Origin of the sequence: Actinacidiphila bryophytorum (assembly GCF_016916835.1) — a bacterium.
Lineage (GTDB): Bacteria > Actinomycetota > Actinomycetes > Streptomycetales > Streptomycetaceae > Actinacidiphila > Actinacidiphila bryophytorum.
On the sequence record NZ_JAFFIX010000036.1, the window covers coordinates 1 to 19,711 of the forward strand.

Annotated in this window: 17 protein-coding genes; 13 read left to right on the top strand and 4 right to left on the bottom strand. The window is 73.5% G+C overall.

The window, feature by feature from the left end; all coding sequences use genetic code 11:
- The first annotated feature begins 348 nt into the window (after positions 1-348).
- From JT723_RS32375 to nudC, 4 genes are all read left to right on the top strand, one after another.
- Positions 349-2,214, top strand: a complete 1,866-nt coding sequence (locus tag JT723_RS32375; RefSeq protein WP_372441402.1) for a PD-(D/E)XK nuclease family protein — start codon at positions 349-351, stop codon at positions 2,212-2,214.
- A 147-nt stretch (positions 2,215-2,361) separates the two neighbouring features.
- Positions 2,362-3,171, top strand: a complete 810-nt coding sequence (locus JT723_RS32380) for a hypothetical protein (protein WP_205048446.1) — start codon at positions 2,362-2,364, stop codon at positions 3,169-3,171.
- Positions 3,172-3,244: 73 nt separating this feature from the next.
- Entirely contained in the window at positions 3,245-6,607 is a 3,363-nt protein-coding gene (locus JT723_RS32385; protein ID WP_205048447.1) for an ATP-dependent helicase, read from the top strand.
- Between the two features lie 219 nt (positions 6,608-6,826).
- On the top strand, positions 6,827-7,756 hold the full coding sequence (nudC, locus tag JT723_RS32390) for an NAD(+) diphosphatase (RefSeq protein WP_240166543.1): 930 nt from the start codon (positions 6,827-6,829) through the stop codon (positions 7,754-7,756).
- 42 nt (positions 7,757-7,798) lie between these two features.
- On the opposite strand, the gene JT723_RS32395 is transcribed toward nudC, so the two are convergent.
- Positions 7,799-8,056, bottom strand: a complete 258-nt coding sequence (locus JT723_RS32395) for a glutaredoxin family protein (RefSeq protein ID WP_205048449.1) — start codon at positions 8,054-8,056, stop codon at positions 7,799-7,801.
- 141 nt (positions 8,057-8,197) lie between these two features.
- On the opposite strand from JT723_RS32395, the gene JT723_RS32400 reads away from it, so the two are divergent.
- The 5 genes from JT723_RS32400 (at position 8,198) to JT723_RS32420 (ending at position 12,104) form a co-directional block, all read left to right on the top strand.
- Positions 8,198-10,483, top strand: a complete 2,286-nt coding sequence (locus JT723_RS32400) for an ATP-dependent DNA helicase UvrD2 (RefSeq protein ID WP_251512410.1) — start codon at positions 8,198-8,200, stop codon at positions 10,481-10,483.
- 137 nt (positions 10,484-10,620) lie between these two features.
- Positions 10,621-10,962: a hypothetical protein gene (locus tag JT723_RS32405; protein WP_205048450.1), complete on the top strand. Its 342-nt coding sequence runs from the start codon at positions 10,621-10,623 to the stop codon at positions 10,960-10,962.
- Between the two features lie 189 nt (positions 10,963-11,151).
- Positions 11,152-11,469 carry a WhiB family transcriptional regulator gene (locus JT723_RS32410; protein WP_307794106.1) on the top strand — a complete coding sequence of 106 codons (318 nt, stop codon included), beginning with the start codon at positions 11,152-11,154 and terminating at the stop codon, positions 11,467-11,469.
- Complete coding sequence (locus tag JT723_RS32415; RefSeq protein ID WP_205048451.1) at positions 11,466-11,786, top strand: putative WhiB-interacting protein; 321 nt, start codon at positions 11,466-11,468, stop codon at positions 11,784-11,786. The genes JT723_RS32410 and JT723_RS32415 overlap by 4 nt, the downstream gene beginning before the upstream one ends.
- Before the next feature lie 138 nt (positions 11,787-11,924).
- Positions 11,925-12,104 (top strand): hypothetical protein, encoded by a 180-nt coding sequence (locus JT723_RS32420; protein WP_205048452.1) that lies wholly within the window; start codon positions 11,925-11,927, stop codon positions 12,102-12,104.
- 6 nt (positions 12,105-12,110) lie between these two features.
- Here JT723_RS32420 and JT723_RS32425 read toward each other — a convergent pair whose 3' ends face one another.
- Positions 12,111-13,460 (bottom strand): ABC1 kinase family protein, encoded by a 1,350-nt coding sequence (locus JT723_RS32425; RefSeq protein WP_205048453.1) that lies wholly within the window; start codon positions 13,458-13,460, stop codon positions 12,111-12,113.
- Between the two features lie 263 nt (positions 13,461-13,723).
- Here JT723_RS32425 and JT723_RS32430 point away from each other — a divergent pair, with 263 nt between their 5' ends.
- The 4 genes from JT723_RS32430 to JT723_RS32445 all read left to right on the top strand — a co-directional run bounded on the left by JT723_RS32430 (position 13,724) and on the right by JT723_RS32445 (position 17,579).
- Positions 13,724-14,365 carry a M48 metallopeptidase family protein gene (locus tag JT723_RS32430; protein ID WP_205048454.1) on the top strand — a complete coding sequence of 214 codons (642 nt, stop codon included), beginning with the start codon at positions 13,724-13,726 and terminating at the stop codon, positions 14,363-14,365.
- A gap of 72 nt (positions 14,366-14,437) precedes the next feature.
- A complete protein-coding gene (locus JT723_RS32435) occupies positions 14,438-16,108 on the top strand; it encodes a TerD family protein (RefSeq protein WP_205048455.1) in 1,671 nt (556 codons plus the stop codon).
- Positions 16,109-16,114: 6 nt separating this feature from the next.
- Entirely contained in the window at positions 16,115-16,798 is a 684-nt protein-coding gene (locus JT723_RS32440) for an AIM24 family protein (protein WP_205048456.1), read from the top strand.
- A 16-nt stretch (positions 16,799-16,814) separates the two neighbouring features.
- A complete protein-coding gene (locus tag JT723_RS32445; RefSeq protein ID WP_205048457.1) occupies positions 16,815-17,579 on the top strand; it encodes an AIM24 family protein in 765 nt (254 codons plus the stop codon).
- Between the two features lie 51 nt (positions 17,580-17,630).
- Here JT723_RS32445 and JT723_RS32450 read toward each other — a convergent pair whose 3' ends face one another.
- Entirely contained in the window at positions 17,631-18,161 is a 531-nt protein-coding gene (locus JT723_RS32450; RefSeq protein ID WP_251512414.1) for an NUDIX domain-containing protein, read from the bottom strand.
- Positions 18,158-19,660, bottom strand: coding sequence for a zinc-dependent metalloprotease (locus JT723_RS32455; protein ID WP_205048458.1), 1,503 nt, complete (start codon positions 19,658-19,660; stop codon positions 18,158-18,160). The genes JT723_RS32450 and JT723_RS32455 overlap by 4 nt, the downstream gene beginning before the upstream one ends.
- Positions 19,661-19,711 lie beyond the last annotated feature (51 nt).

Genomic DNA, 19,711 nt, shown 5'->3' on the forward strand with positions numbered 1-19,711 from the left:
GAGGCCGCTTCCCCCACCCCGCCGACCGCCGCCACCCTCCCGCCGGGCGGGACGGCCGAGGCCGCTTTGCCCGCCCACCCCAGCCTGCCGATCCCCGGTTCACCGGAAGATCTTTTCCCCGCGTCATCCCGGGGAGCCGGGAAGTCGTCCTCGCGGGGGCTTCCCGGTGACCCGGAGGCGGGTTCGGCCGCGCAGGCCGAGGGTCTTGCCCCTGGGGGGGAGCCGGGGGCGGGCGGCACGCCCGAGAATCCCTTGCCCGCGTCCTCCCGGGGAGCCGGGGAGCCGGGGGCCGGGGGGGCTGCCCGAGGCGAGGGCACGTTCCCCGGGGCAGCGCAGGGGGGGCGGGTCGTGGTCGGGGTCGAGGATGCCGTCACGTTGTTGAGTTCGCCGCTCGGCGGGATGGACGCCGCCGATCTGCGGCGGCTGGGAAGGGCGCTGCGGGAGGAGGAGCGCGCGGCCGGCGCCGCCGTGCCGCGCCCTTCGGACGAGCTGATCGCCGAGGCCGTCTCGGAGCCGGAGCGGCTGGCCGCGCACGACCCGTCGTACGCGCGCGGCGCCCGCCGCGTGGGCGCGCTGCTGCGGGCCGCCCGCGACACCCTGGCAGCGGGCGGCACCGCGGAGGACGCGCTGTGGACGCTGTGGAACGGCACCCCGTGGGCGTCCCGCCTGGAGCGCGCGGCCCTGCGCGGCGGCGCGGCGGGCCGCAACGCCGACCGCGACCTGGACGCGGTGTGCGCGCTGTTCGAGACCGCGGCCCGCGCGGAGGAGCGCACCGGCGGCCGGGGCGCCCTGAACTTCCTGGAGGAGCTGTCCGCCCAGGACATCGCCGCGGACACGCTGGGCGGCCGTACCGTACGGCCGGACGCCGTCCAGTTGATGACCGCCCACCGCTCCAAGGGCCTGGAGTGGCGGCTGGTCGTCGTGGCGGGCGTACAGGAGGGCGTGTGGCCGGACCTGCGCCGCCGCGGCTCCCTGCTGGAGGCGGACCGCATCGGCAGGGACGGCATCGCCCCGCCGCTGAGCCAGGGCGCGCTGCTGGCGGAGGAGCGCCGGCTGTTCTACGTCGCCGCTACCCGGGCGAGCGACCGCCTGCTGGTCACCGCGGTGCGGTCGGCGGCGGACGACGGCGACCAGCCGTCCCGTTTCCTGGCGGAGCTGGGGGTCGAGCCGCAGGACGTGACGCACCGCCCGCGCCGCCCCCTGGCGGTGTCCGCGCTGGTCGCGGAACTGCGGGCGACGACCGTCGACCCGGCGGCCTCGCCCGCGCTGCGCGAGGCGGCGGCCCGCCGGCTGGCCCGCCTGGCGGCGCTGAGCGACGACGGCCACCCGCTGGTGCCGGCCGCGCACCCGGACCGCTGGTGGGGCCTGTACGAGCCGACCCGGTCGGCCGTACCGCTGCGGGACCGCGACGAACCGGTGGCACTGTCGGGCAGCGCGCTGGACCAGCTGGCCAACACCTGCTCCCTGCAGTGGTTCCTGGGCCGGGAGGTCAAGGCGGAACCGCCGGCCACCGCGGCCCAGGGCTTCGGCAACGTCGTGCACGTCCTGGCCGACGAGGTCGCCTCCGGCAGGACGCCGGCCGACCTGGACGTCCTGATGGCCCGGCTGGACTCCGTGTGGGACGCGCTCGCCTTCGACGCGCCCTGGAAGTCCCGGCAGGAGAAGGACAACGCGCGCGCCGCCCTGGAGCGGTTCCTGCGCTGGCACGTCATGGAGCGCGGCCGTACGGCGGTCGCCACCGAGCTGGACTTCGACGTCACCCTCGCCGCGGGCGACGCCCGTGTCCGGATCCGCGGCAGCATGGACCGGGTCGAGACCGACGCCCAGGGCGCCGCTTACGTCGTGGACTTCAAGACCGGCCGCAGCAAGCCGACCGGGGACCAGGTCGCGCACCACCCGCAGCTCGCGGTCTACCAGCTGGCGGTGCGCGAGGGCGCGGTCGACCCGCTGTTCGGCGGGAGGACCCCGCCGGCGGGCGGTGCGGAGCTGGTGCAGCTGCGGCTGGGCGCGACCCGCCGCGAGGGCGGCGAGGCCCTGCCCGCGGTGCAGCGGCAGGAGCCGCTGACGGGGGAGTGGGCGCAGGAGCTGCTGGCCACCGCGGCAGGCCGGGTGCTGGACGAGCGCTTCACCCCGGCGACGGGCCAGCACTGCACGCACTGCGCTTTCCGCGCGTCCTGCACGGCACGTCCCGAGGGCCGGCACGTCGTGGAGTGACGGGGCCTTGCCGGATACCCGGGCCGGGTAATTGTCAGCGCCCGGGGCTATGTTTGCCGTACAACCAGGGGCGGGGGTCGCGCGTCCAACGCGCGCGTAGGTGTGCAATCCGAGGGGGGACGGCCGATGCCGGCCAGGAGCAGGACCATGGCGGCCGTGTGCGCCGCCACCGCGGCGACCGCCGCACTCACCGGCTGCAACAGCACGGACGACTCGTCGGCGCCGCTGGTCGTGCCGGCGGCGACGACGTCGGCGGACCCGGCGGCGTCCGCGGCACCGGGCAAGGACGACCCGTTCTCGTCCATGACGGCCGACGGCATCGTCTCCCTCGCGGAGGCGAACATGCGCAAGGCCGGCTCGATGACGGTGAGCGTGAACGCGATGGAGGAGGGCAGGGTCCTGCAGATCAAGGCCTCGCTCACGGACACCGGCAAGTGCGCCGCCGCCCTGCGCACCGGGACCGCGTCGATGCAGCTCATCAAGACCGACGCCACCCACGCCTACCTCAAGGGCAATGCCGCCTACTGGCGGATCGCGGGCGGCGCCAAGGGCGACAAGGTGGCCGCCACGATCGGCGACCGGTGGGTCAAGCTCAACAAGAAGGTGCTGGACAGCCCGTCCCTGGGCGAGTTCTGCTCCTTCGACGGCCTGATGACGGACATGCTCTCGGACGGCGAGGACGACAGCGACGCCGAGGTCGTCAAGGGCGCTCCGACGACCCTCGACGGGCAGCAGGTCCTCCCGCTGGTCGAGAAGCTGGACGACGAGACCGACACGCTGTACGTGACCACCGGCAAGACGCCGTACGTCGTCAAGCTGGAGGGCCTGGGCGGCGACTCGCCGGGCTACGCGACCTTCACCGACTTCGGCAAGAAGCCGCACATCGCGGCGCCGCCCGCCTCGCAGACGCTGGACATGGCCGACCTCGGCATCGACCCGAACGGCATATCGGTCTGACCTGCGGCCCGCCGCGTGACCAGGAGGCCGTCCGGGGCCTGCGATGTCCGCGGTTCCGGATAGCCTCCATGAGGTGGCAACCCGCATCGAATCGCCCGAGCAGCTCAAGGAGCTGCTGGGCATCCCCTTCACCCCGGAGCAGACGGCGTGCATCACCGCGCCGCTCGCCCCGGGTGTGATCGTGGCCGGTGCGGGGTCGGGCAAGACGACGGTGATGGCCGCCCGGGTGGTGTGGCTGGTCGGCACCGGGCAGGTCGCACCCGAGCAGGTGCTCGGCCTGACCTTCACCAACAAGGCGGCGGGCGAGCTGTCGGAGCGGGTGCGCAAGGCGCTGGCGCAGGCCGGCATCACCGAGCGCGACCCGTACGAGCCGGGCGCCCGGCCGCCGGGGGACGGGCCGCAGGAGCAGGGCGAGGGCGCGGCCGGCGACCCGAACATCTCGACCTACCACGCCTTCGCCGGGCAGCTGCTCAAGGACCACGGCATGCGGATCGGCCTGGAGCCGACCGCCCGGCTGCTCGCCGACGCCACCCGCTACCAGCTCGCGGCGAAGGTGCTGCGCGCCGCCCCCGGGCCGTATCCGGCGCTCACCAAGGGCCTGCCGACCCTCGTCGGCGACCTGCTCGCGCTGGCGGGCGAGCTGGCCGAGCACCTGGTGCCCGCCGAGGAGCTGCGCGCGTACGACACCAGGCTCGCCGGGCAGCTGTCCGCGCTCGACCCGGCCAAGCGCGGCAACGCATGGGTGCGGGAGGTGCGCCAGGCCGTCGCCGCCCGCCGCGACCTGGCAGAGCTGGCCGCGGCCTACCGCGACGGCAAGCGGCGCCGCGACCTGCTGGACTTCGGCGACCAGATCGAGCTGTCGGCGCGGCTGGCGCAGACCAGACCGGAGGTCGGTGCGCTGTTGCGCGAGCAGTACCGGGTGGTGCTGCTCGACGAGTACCAGGACACCTCGGTCGCCCAGCGGCTGCTGCTCGCCGGGCTGTTCGGGGGCCGCAGCGGGCACGCGGTGACCGCGGTCGGCGACCCCTGCCAGGCCATCTACGGCTGGCGCGGCGCGTCGGTGGCGAACCTGGACGACTTCCCGCGGCATTTCGCGCACCCCGACGGCCGGCCCGCCGCCCGCTACTCGCTCAGCGAGAACCGCCGATCCGGCGGCCGGCTGCTCGACCTGGCCAACACCCTGGCCGAAGAGCTGCGCGCCCGCCACGAGGGCGTCGAGGCGCTGCGCCCCGCCCCCGGGGCCGAGCTGGACGGGCGGGTGCGCTGCGCACTGCTGCCGACCCAGCAGGAGGAGACGGCGTGGCTCGCCGACTCCGTCGCGCACCTGGTGCGCACCGGCACACCCCCCGGCGGCATCGCGGTGCTGTGCAGGACCGCCGCGCACTTCCCGGAGATTCATGCCGCGCTGGTGGCCCGCGACATCCCCGTCGAGGTGGTGGGCCTGTCCGGGCTGCTGCACCTGCCGGAGGTCGCCGACCTGGTCGCGGTCTGCGAGGTGCTGCACGACCCGACCGCCAACGCGGCCCTGGTCCGGCTGCTGACCGGACCGCGCTGGCGGATCGGCCCGCGCGACCTGGCCCTGCTGGGCCGCCGCGCCCGGCTGCTCGTACGCCACGGGGCCGGCGCCGCCGAGGGGCGCGACCCGCTGGCGGCGGCGGTGGAGGGCGTCGACCCGGCCGAGGTGATCTCGCTCGCCGACGCCCTGGAGACCTTCCTCGACGCCGACCCGGACGACGGGCTGCCCTTCTCCGCCGAGGCCCGGGTGCGCTTTGCACGGCTGGCGGCCGAGATACGGGACCTGCGCAGGGCGCTCGCCGACCCGCTGATGGACGTGCTGCACCGGGTGCTGGCCACCACCGGGCTGGACGTCGAGCTGTCCGCCTCCCCGCACGCGCTGGCCGCCCGCAGGCGCGAGACGCTGACGTCGTTCCTGGACGTCGCGGCCGGTTTCGCGGCCCTGGACGGCGAGGCGACACTGCTGGCCTTCCTCGGCTTCCTGCACACCGCGGCGCAGTACGAGAAGGGCCTCGACAGCTCGCTGCCGGGTGGCGAGAACACCGTCAAGGTGCTCACCGCGCACAAGTCCAAGGGCCTGGAGTGGGACGTGGTGGCCGTCCCCGGGCTGGTCGCCAAGGGCTTCCCCAGCGAGCGCGGGCGCGAACTGTGGCCGGTCAACGCCAAGGTGCTGCCGCACGGGCTGCGCGGTGACGCGGCGACGCTGCCCGACGTGCCGGAGTGGACGAAGGCCGGGCTCGACGGCTTCCGCGGCGCCATGAAGGAGCACCAGCGCGTCGAGGAGCTGCGGCTCGGCTACGTGACCTTCACCCGGCCGCGCTCGCTGCTGCTGGGCTCGGGGCACTGGTGGGGTCCGACGCAGAAGGCGCCCTTCGGCCCCTCGGTCTTCCTCGACGCCCTGCGCGAGCACTGCGAGGCGGGCCACGGCGAGATCGAGGTGTGGGCCGACCCGCCGGAGGAGGGCGCGGCCAACCCCGCGCTCGAAGCGGTGCAGGAGCACGCCTGGCCGCTGCCGCTCGACCCGGTGGGCCTGCGCAGGCGGCGCTGGGCGGCGCGCACGGTGCTGGCGTACACCGAGGAGGAGGCGGTGGAGGCGCGCGGACCCGGGATTCCCGGTGCGCGCGGCGAGTCCGGCGTGCCCGCGGAGCCCGGGGCGGACGGCGCCGGCGGCGGTCCCGGGGCGCAGGACGGCCTCGACCCGGCCGAAGCCAGGCTCGTCGCGTCCTGGGACCGCGACCTGGACGCCCTCGCGGGCGAGCTGCGCAGGGCGCGGGCCACCGTGAGGGACGTGCCGCTGCCCGCGACGCTCACCGCGAGCCAGCTCATGCAGCTGGCCGCCGACCCCGACGGGCTCGCCCGCGAGCTGGCCCGCCCCATGCCCCGCCCGCCGGCCCCCGCAGCCCGCCGCGGCACCCGCTTCCACGCCTGGGTCGAGTCCCGCTTCGACGCCCGCCCGCTGTTCGGCCCCGAGGACCTGCCCGGGATCGAGGGCGGCGACGACATCGCGGACGAGGCCGACCTCGCGGCGCTCAAGGACGCCTTCCTGCGCAGCCCGTACGCCGACCGCACCCCCTACCGCGTCGAGGTCCCCGTGCACCTCACCCTGGGCGGCCGGGTCGTCAGGGGCCGGATCGACGCGGTCTACCGCGGCCGCGCGGATGAGACGTCCGACACGTACGGCGACCCGGACGCGGCGGCGGACACGTACGAGATCGTCGACTGGAAGACCGGCCGCAGCCCCGCCGCTGCCGCCGACCCGCTGCAGCTGGCGATCTACCGGGTGGCCTGGGCGGAGCGGCAGGGCGTACCGCTGCACCAGGTGAGCGCCGCCTTCCTGTTCGTGCGCACCGGCGAGGTGGTACGCCCCGCGCACCTGCCGGGCCGCGCGGAGCTGGAGGAACTGCTGGCCCCGGGGGACTGAACCGGTGGCTGCGGCACGTACCGGCCCCGCGCGGACCCGTACCCCGGCCGCAGCGGCCACCGGGCTAGGCTGCATGTGGCGCGCTCCAGCTCGGACGACGCGGCGTATCCATACCGTCACCGGGAATTTCCCTGCCTGCCGGCGGTTGGCACCGGGTGGACGACAGGGTGGGCGCCTGCGGTATGCCACACCACGTACTTCGGGGAGATGGAAGCAGCCTTGACCGGACTCGACGCGACGGACCGACCGCTGGCACTCACGTACTCGGGGGTGGACCGCGCCGCGCACCACCGCATGGACGAGGCGTGGCTCGCCGCGGCCTGGAGCCACCCGACGACCCGGGTGTTCGTGGTCTCCGGCGGGCAGGTGCTGGTCGAGGACGGCCCCGACGGCCGCACGGAACTGGTCATGACCCCGGCGTTCGACGCGCCGGAGACCGAGATGCACCGCTACTTCCTGGGCATCGCCCCCGACGGTGTGCGCTACTTCGCGCTGCAGAAGGACGCACTGCCCGGGCGCATGGACGGCGCGGCAAGGGCCGCGGGCCTGCGCGAGGTCGGCGGGCTGCTGTCGCCCCTGGAAGCCGGGCTCATGGTGCACGCGGTGGCGCTGGAGAACTGGCAGCGCATGCACCGCTTCTGCTCCCGCTGCGGCGAACGCACCGTCATCGCCGCCGCGGGCCACATCCGCCGCTGCCCCGCCTGCCTGACCGAGCACTACCCGCGGACCGACCCCGCGGTGATCATGCTGGTCACCGACGACCAGGACCGCGCGCTGCTCGGCCGCCAGCTGCACTGGCCCGAGGGCCGCTTCTCGACGCTCGCCGGCTTCGTCGAACCCGGCGAGTCCATCGAGCAGGCGGTGCGCCGCGAGGTCGCGGAGGAGGTCGGGGTCACCGTCGGCGACGACGTCAGCTACGTGGCGAGCCAGCCGTGGCCCTTCCCCTCCAGCCTGATGCTGGGCTTCAACGCCCGCGCGGTCTCCTCCACGATCACCGTGGACGGCGAGGAGATCCACGAGGCCCGCTGGTTCTCCCGCGAGGACCTGCGGGCGGCCTTCGCCTCGGGCGAGGTGCTGCCGCCGTTCGGCATCTCGATCGCCGCCCGGCTGATCGAGAACTGGTACGGCGCCCCGCTGCCGCGTCCGTGACGGCCGCGGGGCTGCCCCGCCGGTACGTTCCGCGCCGGAGCGTCAGGCGCCGAGCGCCTGCTTGACCTGCGCCAGGCTCGGGTTGGTCATCACGACCTCCGCGCCACCGGACGCGGGGACGATCTGCAGCGTCGGCACGGTCTGGTTGCCGCCGTTCGCCTTCTCCACGAACGCCGCCGACTCCGGGTGCTCCTCGATGTTGATCTCGGTGTAGGCGATGCCCTCGCGGTCGAGCTGCCCCTTGAGTCGGCGGCAGTAGCCGCACCAGCTGGTGCTGTACATCGTCACGGTGCCCGGCATCGGTGTTCGCTCCTCGTCGCGAGAGAAATCTGTCAGCCCTTCAACGCGCGTGCGCTCCCGCGCATTCCACCGCACCCTCTTCCGCCGCAGCCTGTGGATAACTTTCCCGGCCTGTCGGCGAGACCTGGCACAGTGGCGGTTGTGACTGCGACAACCCACGAATCGCTCTTCCCCGCGGTGCCCGACTCCGCCGACGCGGTGCTCGAAGGACTCGACCCCGAGCAGCGAGCCGTCGCCACGGCGCTGCGCGGCCCGGTGTGCGTGCTGGCCGGCGCCGGGACCGGCAAGACCCGGGCGATCACCCACCGGATCGCCTACGGGGTGCGGGCCGGCATGCTCCAGCCGGCCAGCGTGCTCGCGGTCACCTTCACCGCGCGGGCGGCAGGCGAGATGCGCGGGCGGCTGCGGCAGCTCGGCGCGGGCGGGGTGCAGGCCCGCACCTTCCACTCGGCTGCGCTGCGCCAGCTGCAGTACTTCTGGCCGCGGGCGATCGGCGGCGAGATGCCCCGGCTGCTGGAGCGCAAGGTCCAACTGGTCGCCGAGGCCGGCGCGCGCTCCCGCATCCGTCTTGACCGCAACGAGCTGCGGGACGTCACCGGCGAGATCGAGTGGTGCAAGGTCACCCAGACCGTCCCCGAGGACTATCCGGCGGTCGCCGCCAAGACCGGGCGCGACGTGCCGCGCGACCCGGCCGAGATCGCCCGCATCTACACCACCTACGAGCAGCTCAAGCGGGACCGCGGGGTCATCGACTTCGAGGACGTGCTGCTGCTGACGGTCGGCGTGCTGCAGGACCGGCCCGACGTGGCCGACACCGTCCGCTCGCAGTACCAGCACTTCGTGGTCGACGAGTACCAGGACGTCAGCCCGCTGCAGCAGCGGCTGCTCGAACTGTGGCTGGGCGGCCGGGACGACCTGTGCGTGGTCGGCGACGCCTCGCAGACCATCTACTCCTTCACCGGCGCCACACCGGACTTCCTGCTCGGCTTCCGCGCCCGCTACCCGTCGGCCACCGTGGTCAAGCTGGTCCGCGACTACCGCTCGACCCCGCAGGTGGTCGGCCTGGCCAACGGGCTGCTGGCCCAGGCCCGCGGCCAGGCGGCCGCGCACCGGCTCGAACTGGTCTCGCAGCGCGAGTCCGGCCCCGAGCCCGCCTACGCCGAATACGCCGACGAGCCGGCCGAGGCCGAGGGCGCGGCCCGGCGGATCAGGCAGCTCATCGACTCCGGGGTGCGGCCCAGCGAGATCGCGGTGCTCTACCGCATCAACGCCCAGTCGGAGGTCTACGAGCAGGCGCTCGCCGACGCGGGCGTGCCCTACCAGCTGCGCGGCGCCGAGCGGTTCTTCGAGCGGCCCGAGGTGCGCGAGGCGGGCCTGCTGCTGCGCGGGGCGGCCAGGGCGTCCGCCGACCCCGAGGACACCGCCACGGTGCCCGAGCAGGTGCGTGCGGTGCTCAGCTCGCGCGGCTGGGCCTCCGAGCCGCCCGCCGGCTCCGGGGCGGTCAGGGACCGCTGGGAGTCGCTTGCCGCCCTGGTGCGGCTGTCGGAGGACTTCGCCGCCGCCCGGGCCGACGCGACCCTCGGCGACTTCGTCGCCGAGCTGGACGAGCGGGCCAACGCGCAGCACGCGCCGACGGTCGAGGGCGTCACCCTGGCCTCGCTGCACGCGGCCAAGGGCCTGGAGTGGGACGCCGTCTTCGTGGTCGGCCTGACCGAGGGCACCTTGCCGATCACCTTCGCCAAGACCGACGAGCAGATCGAGGAGGAGCGGCGGCTGCTCTATGTCGGCGTCACCCGGGCACGGCTGCACCTGGGGCTGTCCTGGGCGCTGTCCCGCTCGCCCGGCGGGCGCGGCGGCCGGCGCCCCTCACGTTTCCTCGACGGCCTGCGGCCCGGCTCCGCGCCGCGCGGCGCCCGCGGCGCGGGTGGCGGCGCGGGCGGGGTGGAGCGCGGCTCCGGCGGGCGCAGGAAGCGCGGCCCGGTGCTGTGCCGGGTCTGCGGGCGCACCCTGTCCGACGCCGGCGAGATCAAGCTGATGCGCTGCGAGGACTGCCCCTCGGACCTGGACGAGGCGCTGTACGACCGGCTGCGGGTGTGGCGCACGGCCCAGGCCAAGGCGCTCGGGCAGCCCGCCTACTGCGTCTTCACCGACAAGACGCTGCTGGCCATCGCCGAGGTCAGGCCGGAGGGCGCGGCCGAGCTGTCCTCCATCCCCGGCGTCGGCGCCCGCAAGCTCGACAGGTTCGGCCCCGACGTGCTGGCGCTGTGCGCCGGCCTGGAACCGGGCGGCGAGGACGGTGCCGAGGACGGCCCTGACGACGGCCCTGACGACGGCCCTGAGGACGGTGCCGAGGAGGGGTTCGCGGACGGCCCGGAGGAGGGCTCGGCGGAGGATCTGAAATCTTCTGCAGAAGAAGCTGATAAATAGTTTGCGCATCCCGCGGAGGTCCCCATAGCCTTCACGAGCGCGGTTGGGAACGGCTCTTCCAAGAGCCCACCCGGTCGTGATGTACTAGGCAAGTACGGTCCTTCATCCTTACGAGACGCCGAGAGGAGGCGAGCCCAGTGACCAGCCAGCTGATTACCCAGAAACTGACCGATCGCTCGGTCGTCGCCACCTGCCCGCTCGGCATCTCGCTGCCCGCCACCGGTCTCATGTCCGCCGCTCTGCTCCCGGTCCTTCCGACCCGTGTGCGCAGCGAGCGACCGACCGAGGCGCCCGCGGTAGCGGCGGCGGCGAAGGTGAAGGCGCATGCCTTTACCTCCGCGGCGGCGGCCAACGGCGCCGGCAACGGCACCGCCAAGGGCGCAGAAGGCGCCAATGGCTACGCGAACGGACAGCAGAAGACGCAGCAGTACGGCAAGTGGGCCTTCCGCGGGCTCGAACCCTGGAGTGATCCAGCCTGATAGCGCATCAGGTCGGCACCTCAGGGCCGCGGAATCCCAGACCGGGATCCGCGGCCCTTCTGTTTTCCCCAGAAGACAGCGTCTCCACGGAGACACCACCGACGACCGGCCGACCGGCCGGACCGACAGACGAGGAACGAACCCACCGTGCATACCGCCCAGCACGAACCGTCCGGACCCACGCCAGACCTGAGCCGCCCACCCGCACAGCCCCCGGAGAACACCTTGCTGCCCCTCACCGAGCTTGACGACGAGATCGAGCGCCTCGGCGTGCCCGTCCCGTGCCGCACCTACGACCCGGAGGTCTTCTTCGCCGAGTCGCCGGCAGACGTCGAGTACGCCAAGTCCCTCTGCCAGACCTGTCCGGTCCGCGAGGCCTGCCTCGCCGGCGCCAAGGACCGCCGCGAGCCCTGGGGTGTCTGGGGTGGCGAGCTGTTCATCCAGGGCGTCGTCGTACCCCGCAAGCGGCCGCGCGGCCGCCCGCGCAAGGACGCGGTTGCGGCATGAACGCCAGGAAGCTTCCGACGCCGGGGACGATCGACCGCCCCCTCACCCACGACCCGATGAATCAGGCCCCGATGACACCCTCCCGCACCGAACAGACCGCACGTACTTCCGACGCGATGGCGTCGCATCAGAACAGGAACCACGAAATGCAACTCATGCCTGAAGCCCTGGCCCGTGCCCATATGCAACAGCGGCTCTACGAGGCCGAGCACGAACGCAGGGCATCCCGGCTGATCGCCGCCCGGCGGCTGCAGCGGCGCGCGGAGCGCGCGTCCCTGCGGGCCCGGCGGGCACTCGCCCTGGCCGTGATGCAGTAGGCGTCACGCCTGAACAGCACCGGGCGCCGCCACGGCGCCCACCACCACCGCACCACTACCGCGGGGCCGGTCCGAAAGGGCCGGCCCCGCGCCGCGTTATGCCGACAAATACGGCAGGTGCGGAGGTATCGTCACCCAGTGGATCAGAAGAACGCATCGACCACGACGACATGTGCCCGCTGCGGCACCACCCGGCCCGGTCTGCCCGTGACGTGGACCTGCTCCGTCGAGAACGGCCGCCGTGTCCACTTCTGCGACGACTGCGCCCGCAAGCATCTGCGCAGCATCGAGAGCCGGCTGGACTCCGCCTGGTGGTAGCGGGCCTCAGGCGGACTCGGCCGCGCCCTCCGGGTCGAAGCCGGGCAGCCACTGGCTCAGCTCCGCCCGCAGCCGCACCGTCGCGCCCAGCTGGCAGAGCACGCCGACGGTGCTCAGTGTCACCCGGTGGATCAGCAGATACGACGGCGGCAGGTTCAGCTGCTTGCCCAACTGGTGGGCGGGGGAGCGCGGGTCGGCGATCCTGGCCGCCTGCGCCCGCATCCACGCCCGGTCGAAGGAGAACTCCTCGCGCCCGGCCGGCTCGATGATCGGCTTGAGGTAGTCGAGCACCGCGTCGGAGTCGAGCGTGATCGTCGGCTTGACGAAGCCCTCCTCGCGCAGCATGGCGTGCACCTGCTCCGCGTCCCCTGCCAGGGCCAGCCGCAGCGCGGTGCCGATGGGCAGCGGCAGTCCCTCGGGCAGCCGGTCGACGGTGCCGAAGTCCAGCACGCCCAGCCGCCAGCCCGAGGCGGGGCCGTCGTCGGTCAGCAGCCGGAAGTTGCCCGGGTGCGGGTCGGCGTGCAGCAGGCCCGTGCGGGCGGGGCCGGCGAAGAGGAAGTGCGACAGCAGCTGCCCCGCCCGGTCGCGCATCTCCCGGCTGCCCCCGGAGATCACCTCCGACAGCGGCACCCCGTCCATCCACTCGGTGACCAGCACCTGGTCGGCCTGGTGGACCACGTCGGGCACCGCCACGTCGGGGTCGCCGGCGAACTCCACGGCGTGGACATGCTGCGCCCGCGCCTCCAGCTCGTAGTCCAGCTCCTCCTCGACCCGGGCGCGCAGCTCGGCCAGCAGCGGCTTGACGTCCATTCCCGGGATGAGCGGCCCGAAGAGCCGGGCGACCCGGCCCAGCTGCGCCAGGTCCGACAGCAGTGCGTCCCCCGCGCCGGGATACTGCACCTTCACCGCGACCTTGCGCCCGTCGCTCCACACCCCCCGGTGCACCTGCCCGATCGAGGCCGCCGCGGCCGGCACGTCCTCGAACTCGGCGAAAAGGGAGCGCCAGTCCTTGCCCAGCCGCTCGGCCAGCACGCGGTGCACGGTGCGGGCCGGCATCGGCGGGGCGGCCTCCTGCAGCTTGGTCAGCGCGGCCCGGTAGGGGCTCGCGACGTCCTCGGGCAGCGCGGACTCGAAGACCGACAGGGCCTGGCCGAACTTCATGGCCCCGCCCTTCAGCTCGCCGAGGACCTTGAACAGCTGCTCGGCGGTGCGCTCCTGCAGCTCGACCGCCACCTCCTCGGCCGGCCTGCCCCCCAGCCGCTTCCCGAGGCCGAGTGTGGCCCTCCCGGCGAACCCCAGGGGGAGCGCTGCCAGCTTCGCGGTCCGGGTCACCGCCTTACGCGGAAGATCAGACATGCGCTCCTCATTTCGGCTCGGTCCCTTCGCCATTGTGCCCCTCCCCACCGACGCCCCGGTCAAGAGCGGGTCAGCATCCTTCGGCTGTCCGGTTTTGTGCGTTTCTGTCCGGCAGCTCTTCCTGATCGGCGTCCGCCGCCGCCGATCGTCACTCTCCGTGTGCGACTTCTTCAGAATGCCCCATTCCGTCGCATCCTCGACCGGGTTATCCACAGGTTGTGGGGAATAGTCGTTCAATATGCGTAAGAAGGGAGGTGATTCCGATGCCAACCGGCCTGGGGGCAGGACTTCCCCCGCGTCCAGCAGGTACGGTCGAGAGCGTGTCCGCCGATCCAGCGCGAAATCTCGCCAGTCAGCCCACCCGCGGCCACCGGACGAGCGCGGTGGAGGTACGCCGCAGCGCCCGGCGCCGGCAGACGGTGTCCGCGTACCGCGACGGCGACCGCACGGTCGTCCTCATCCCGGCCCGGATGTCGGCCGCGGAGGAGCAGCGCTGGGTCGCCGTGATGCTGGAGAAGCTGGCGGCCCAGGAGAGCCGCAGGATGCCCGGCGACGACGAGCTGGCCGCCCGCGCGGAACGCCTCTCCGAGCAGTATCTGAGCGGCCGGGCGGTGCCCGACACGGTCCGCTGGGTGACCAACCAGAACTCCCGCTGGGGTTCGTGCACCCCCTCCGAGGGCAGCATCCGCCTCTCGCACCGTCTGCAGGGCATGCCCGAGTACGTCATCGACTACGTGCTGCTGCACGAACTGGCGCATCTGCTGGTGCCGGGCCACGGTCCGGCCTTCTGGAAACTGCTGGAGTGCTACCCGCGCACCGAGCGGGCGCGCGGCTTCCTCGAAGGCGTCGTCGCCGCCGACCGGCTGCCGCACGCGCCCGCGGGCCGGGACGGCCGAGGGGAATAGCCGCTGTCGTCCCGACCGGTTAGCCTGGCGCAACGCACCAGCAGCGAGGACGGGATGGGGGCCGGTCGATCCATGGCCAGGGAATTCCAGCGTGGCCACAAGGCCAAGATCAGCGATCTGACCGCAGGGACGGATCTCTATGTGGGGGTGTCGATCACAGGCCCCGGCCTGAGCTTCGACATCAGCTGCTTCGGCCTGGACGCCAAGGAAGAGCTGTCGGACGACCGCTACTTCGTCTTCTTCAACCAGCCGAAGTCCCCCGAGGAGTCGATCCAGCTGCTCGGGGCGCAGGCAGGCGACACCGAGTCCTTCCGGGTCACCCTGGACCGCATCCCGGCCGCCGTGCAGCGGCTGTCCTTCACCGCCACCATCGACGGCGCCGGGCAGATGTCCCAGGTCGCCCCCGGCTACCTGCGGATCGTCGCGGGCGGCGAGGAGGTCGCGCGGTACGCCTTCACCGGCACCGAGTTCAGCACCGAGCGGGCCGTGATGCTCGCCGACATCTACCTCAAGGACGTGTGGCGCTTCGCCGCGGTCGGCCAGGGCTTCGACGGCGGACTCGCCGCGCTGCTCCAGCACTTCGGCGGCGAGGTCGCCGAGGAGGAGCCGGCGTCGCAGCAGTCCGCCGCACCCGGCTTCGCGCCCCCCGTCGCTGCCGCGCCCGCACCGGGCTTCGCCCCGCCCGCCGGCGGCCCCCCGCCGGCCCCGGCGCCCGCGCCCGCCCCCTCCTTCGGCGCGCCCCCGCCGGCCCCGGCCCCCGCGCCGTCCTTCGGTGCCCCGCCGCCCGCCCCTGCGCCCGCGCCCGCTTTCGGCGCCCAGCAGCCCGGCGGCCCCGCGATGCACCAGGCGCCCACCATGGCCGCGCCGCTGGCGCCCGCCCCCGGCCAGCCCGGCCCGCCGCCCTTCGGGCAGGTCCCGCCGCCAGGGCCGACGCCGGGCCAGATCCCCGGCCAGCCGGCCCCGCCAGGGCCGCCCGGATACGCCCAGCCGCCCTTCGGCCAGCAGCCGCAGCCCGGATACGGCCAGCAGCCCGCCTTCGGCCAGCAGCCCGGCGGCTATGCGCCGCCCGCCACCCAGGCGGTCGGCATGGCGGTGGCCATGCAGAAGTACCGCGAGCTGCCCACCGGGCAGCGCTGGACGCAGCAGAACCCGAAGATGATGCGCGCCGACCTCAGCCAGGCCGGCGGCCAGCCGGTGCTGGCCCGGCAGGGCAGCATGGTGCTCTACCAGGGCAAGGTCGACTTCGGCTACAAGGGCGCGGGCTTCACCGGCCGCATCGTCGGCAACATGACTGGCCAGGAGATGCAGCTGATGCGCTGCACCGGGAACGGCCAGGTCTTCTTCGCCGAGAACGCGGCCTATCTGCACCCCGTCGAACTGCAGGGCGACGCCATCTGCGTGTCCGCGGAGAACGTGCTCGCCTTCGACGAGAGCCTGCAGCACGAGGTGCGCAGGATCGAGGGCCACGGCATCCCCGGCGGGGCGCTGTTCACCATGCAGTTCCAGGGCACCGGCACCGTGATCGTGAAGACCCACGGCACCCCGGTCGTCCTGCCCGTCACCCCGACCACCTACGCCGACAGCAACGCGATCGTGGCGTGGTCGTCGGCCGCCCAGGTGATCGTCTCCAGCCAGGTGCGGCTGCGCAGGACCGCCTACCCCGGCCACAGCGGTGAGACCGTGAACCTCCAGTTCCGCGGCGCTCCCGGCAACTTCATCGTCGTCCAGCCCTACGAGGTGTGACCCGCCATGGACCAGCAGATGATCGCGGGCTACGCACCCACCCCGGTGGCCGCCCGGATGGAGAACCACGGCTCCTCGATGCTCAAGGTCGCCATGGTGACCGGCCAGGACCTCTTCGCGCGCACCGGCTCGATGGTCGCCTACGAGGGCTTCGTGCAGTACGAGCCGAACCCGCCCGCCGTGCGGCAGATGGCCTCGGCCTGGCTGACCGGTGAGGGCACACCCGTCATGAAGTGCAGCGGCGACGGCCTGCTCTACCTCGCCGACTACGGCGCCGACGTGGTGTGCCTGAACCTCAACAACGAGTCGGTGTCGGTCAACGGCACCAACCTGCTGGCCTTCGACGCCCATCTGACCTGGGGCGTCGAGCGGGTCAAGGGACTGGCGAAGTTCGCCGGGCAGGGCCTTTTCAACGTCGGGGTGTCCGGCAGCGGATGGGTCGCCGTCACCTCCCGCGGCACCCCGATCGTGGTGGACTGCGGCAGCGGCGCCGACGAGACGTATGTGGACCCCGACGCGCTGGTCGCCTGGTCGTCGGGGCTGAAGATGAAGGCCAAGCGGAGCTTCAAGGCGTCCTCGCTGATCGGGCGGGGCAGCGGGGAGGCCTTCCAGATCGCCTTCTCCGGGCAGGGCTTCGTGGTCGTACAGCCGAGCGAGGACAGCACCGACCGCCTGCGGGCGCGGGGCTGAGGGGGAGCGACAGATCATGCAGAGTCCGCTTTTCGCGTTCACCGAGGTCCAGAACCAGGACCACTACAGCCTGCAGAACTCGTACCTGCTGCGGGTCCGCCTCGACGGCAACTCCGGCCCCGACTGCCTGGCCCGCAAGGGCTCGATGGTCGCCTACCAGGGCATGATCGAGTTCGACGGCGAGTACCAGTCGCACCAGCAGCGCGGGGCGCGCTACCGCACCGGTGAAGGCCTCGACCTGATGCGCTGCTCGGGGCAGGGCACCGTCTACCTGGCCAACCTCGCCCAGCAGATCCACATCCTCGACGTCGACCACGACGGCCTGACCGTGGACAGCGCCTACGTCCTGGCGCTGGACTCCGGGCTGCACTGGGACGTCATCGCGGTCGACAGCCAGTTCGGCCTGTCCGGCACCGGGCAGTACAACCTCAACATCTCGGGCAGCGGCAAGGTCGCCCTGATGACCTCGGGCAAGCCGCTGCTGATGCCGGTCACCCCCGACAAGTACGTGTCCTGCGACGCGGACGCCGTCGTGGCCTGGTCGAGCAGCCTGCGGGTGCAGATGCAGGCGCAGACCAGCAGCAGCTCGGTCTTCCGCCGCCGCGGCAACACCGGAGAGGGCTGGGAGCTGAACTTCGTCGGCCAGGGATACGTCCTGGTGCAGCCCAGCGAGCTGATGCCGCCGCAGAACATGCCGCTCGGCGGCGGCCTGCGCGCCCAGTACGGCCTCGGCCCGCAGGGCTCGCACGCGCAGAACCAGGGCAACATCTGGTCGAACTGACCGCCTCGCCCGCCCGTGACCCGCGCACAGCAGGTCACGGGCGGCGGCATGTCACAGCAGTGCGCGCGTCCTGGCCAGCAGCGAGCGCACCGAGCCGTCCGCCGTCGCCTCGGCCTCGTCGTAGCCGAACCAGCGCAGGTCGAGGGACTCGTCGCTGATCACCGGGGCCGCGCCCTCGGGCGCGAGCGCCGCGTACTGCACGTCCAGGTGCCAGGCGCAGGGCGTCTTGTGCCGGTCGAGCTGCAGCGGCTGCGGAACCAGCAGCCGCAGGCCCCCGATACCGGACTCCTCGACGCCCTCGCGCAGCGCGACCTCGGCGACCGTGGAGTCCTGCGCCTCGCAGTGGCCGCCCATCTGGAGCCACATATTCAGCTTGGCGTGCAGCGTCAGCAGCACACGCTCCCGCGGCGGGTCGATCACCAGCACGCCGGCCGTGATGTGCCCGGAGGCGCAGGGCTTCCACATCCCGTCCGGGTGCGCGGCCAGATACGCCAGGTAGTCCTGGCGCAGCCCGTCCTGGCCGGGGTCGGGCGCGTCCCAGGAGTCCAGGACGCGCACCGCGTCCTCGTGCAGCTCGCTCACCGGCCGCTCTCGCCGTCGCCCGAGCCGCCCTCGTCCTCGCCGTCGGCCTTGCCGCCCTTGCCGTCGTCGCTCGCAGGGCGCTCGGCTGAGCCGTCCGCCGAGTCGTCCGCCGAGCCCGGGCCGGACTTCTGCGCGGCCTCGCCGAGCATCCGGTCCAGCTCGGAGAAGTCGAAGTCCGGGGAGTCGCGGTGCACGAACCCGTCGGGGTCGTCCAGGTCCTCCGCGGTCGGCAGCATGTCGGGGTGCGCCCACAGGCCGTCGCGCCCGTCCACGCCGTGCGCGTCGGTCAGCGACGCCCACAGCCGGGCCGCGTCCCGCAGCCGCCTGGGCCGCAGTTCGAGCCCGATCAGGGTCGCGAAGGTCTGCTCCGCCGGGCCGCCGGTCGCCCTGCGGCGGCGCAGCGTCTCGCGCAGCGCGCCGGCGGAGGGCAGGTGCGGGGCCGCGGCGGCGTGCACGACCGCGTCCACCCAGCCCTCGACCAGCGCGAGCGCGGTCTCCAGGCGGGCCAGCGCGGCCTTCTGCTCCGGGGTGTCCTCGGGCTGGAACATGCCCTGCTGCAGGGCCTCCTGCAGCTGCTCGGGCTGCGTCGGGTCGAGCTGGCCCACCGCCTCCTCAAGCCGGGCGGTGTCCACCTTGATGCCCCGCGCATAGCCCTCGACGGCGCCGAAGAGATGCGCCCGCAGCCACGGCACATGAGCGAAGAGCCGCTGGTGGGCGGCCTCCCGCAGGGCGAGGTACAGCCGCACCTCCTCCTGCGGCACCCCCAGGCCCGCGCCGAACGCGGCCACGTTGGCCGGCAGCAGCGCAGCCTTGCCCGCGGGGCCGAGCGGCAGGCCGACGTCGGTGGAGCCGACGACCTCGCCGGCCAGGGTGCCCAGCGCCTGCCCGATCTGCGAGCCGAACATCGCCCCGCCCATCGAGCGCATCATGCCGAGCAGCGGGCCGGTCATGGCCTGCATCTCCTCGGGCAGCACGTCGCCCATGGCGCCTGCCACCCGCTCGGCGACCGGGTCGACGAGTTCCTTCCACACCGGCAGGGTCGCCTCGACCCATTCCGCGCGGCTCCAGGCCACCGCGGCGCCGGAGCCGGAGGGCAGCGACGTGACGCCGTCGAGCCACAGGTCGGCGAGCCGGACGGCCTCCTCGATCCAGGCGCGGTCGGCGCGGCCCACGGAGGTGTCCTTGACGCCGTCCGGGGTGCCCTGGGCGACCGTCTGCCGGGCGATGTCCTTGGCCATGTCCCAGTTCACGGGACCGCCGTCGTAGGAGAGCATCTGGCCGAGCTGCTGGAAGGCGGCGCCCAGGTCATTGGGGCCGAGCGAGCCGAACATCGCGGCGAACGGGTTGTCGCCGCCGCCGGCGCCGAACGGGTTGCCGCCGCCGAAACCGAAGGGGTTCGCCGGCTGACCGCCCCCACTGCCGCCCTTGCGCTGCTTGCCTTCGTCGCCGTCTTCCGGCTCCTCGGGAGGGACGCCGAATCCGAATGGAGTGTCGCTCACGGGATTCCTCGGATCTGTGTCGTGGTGGGCTGTCGTGGTGGGCCGGGTGTG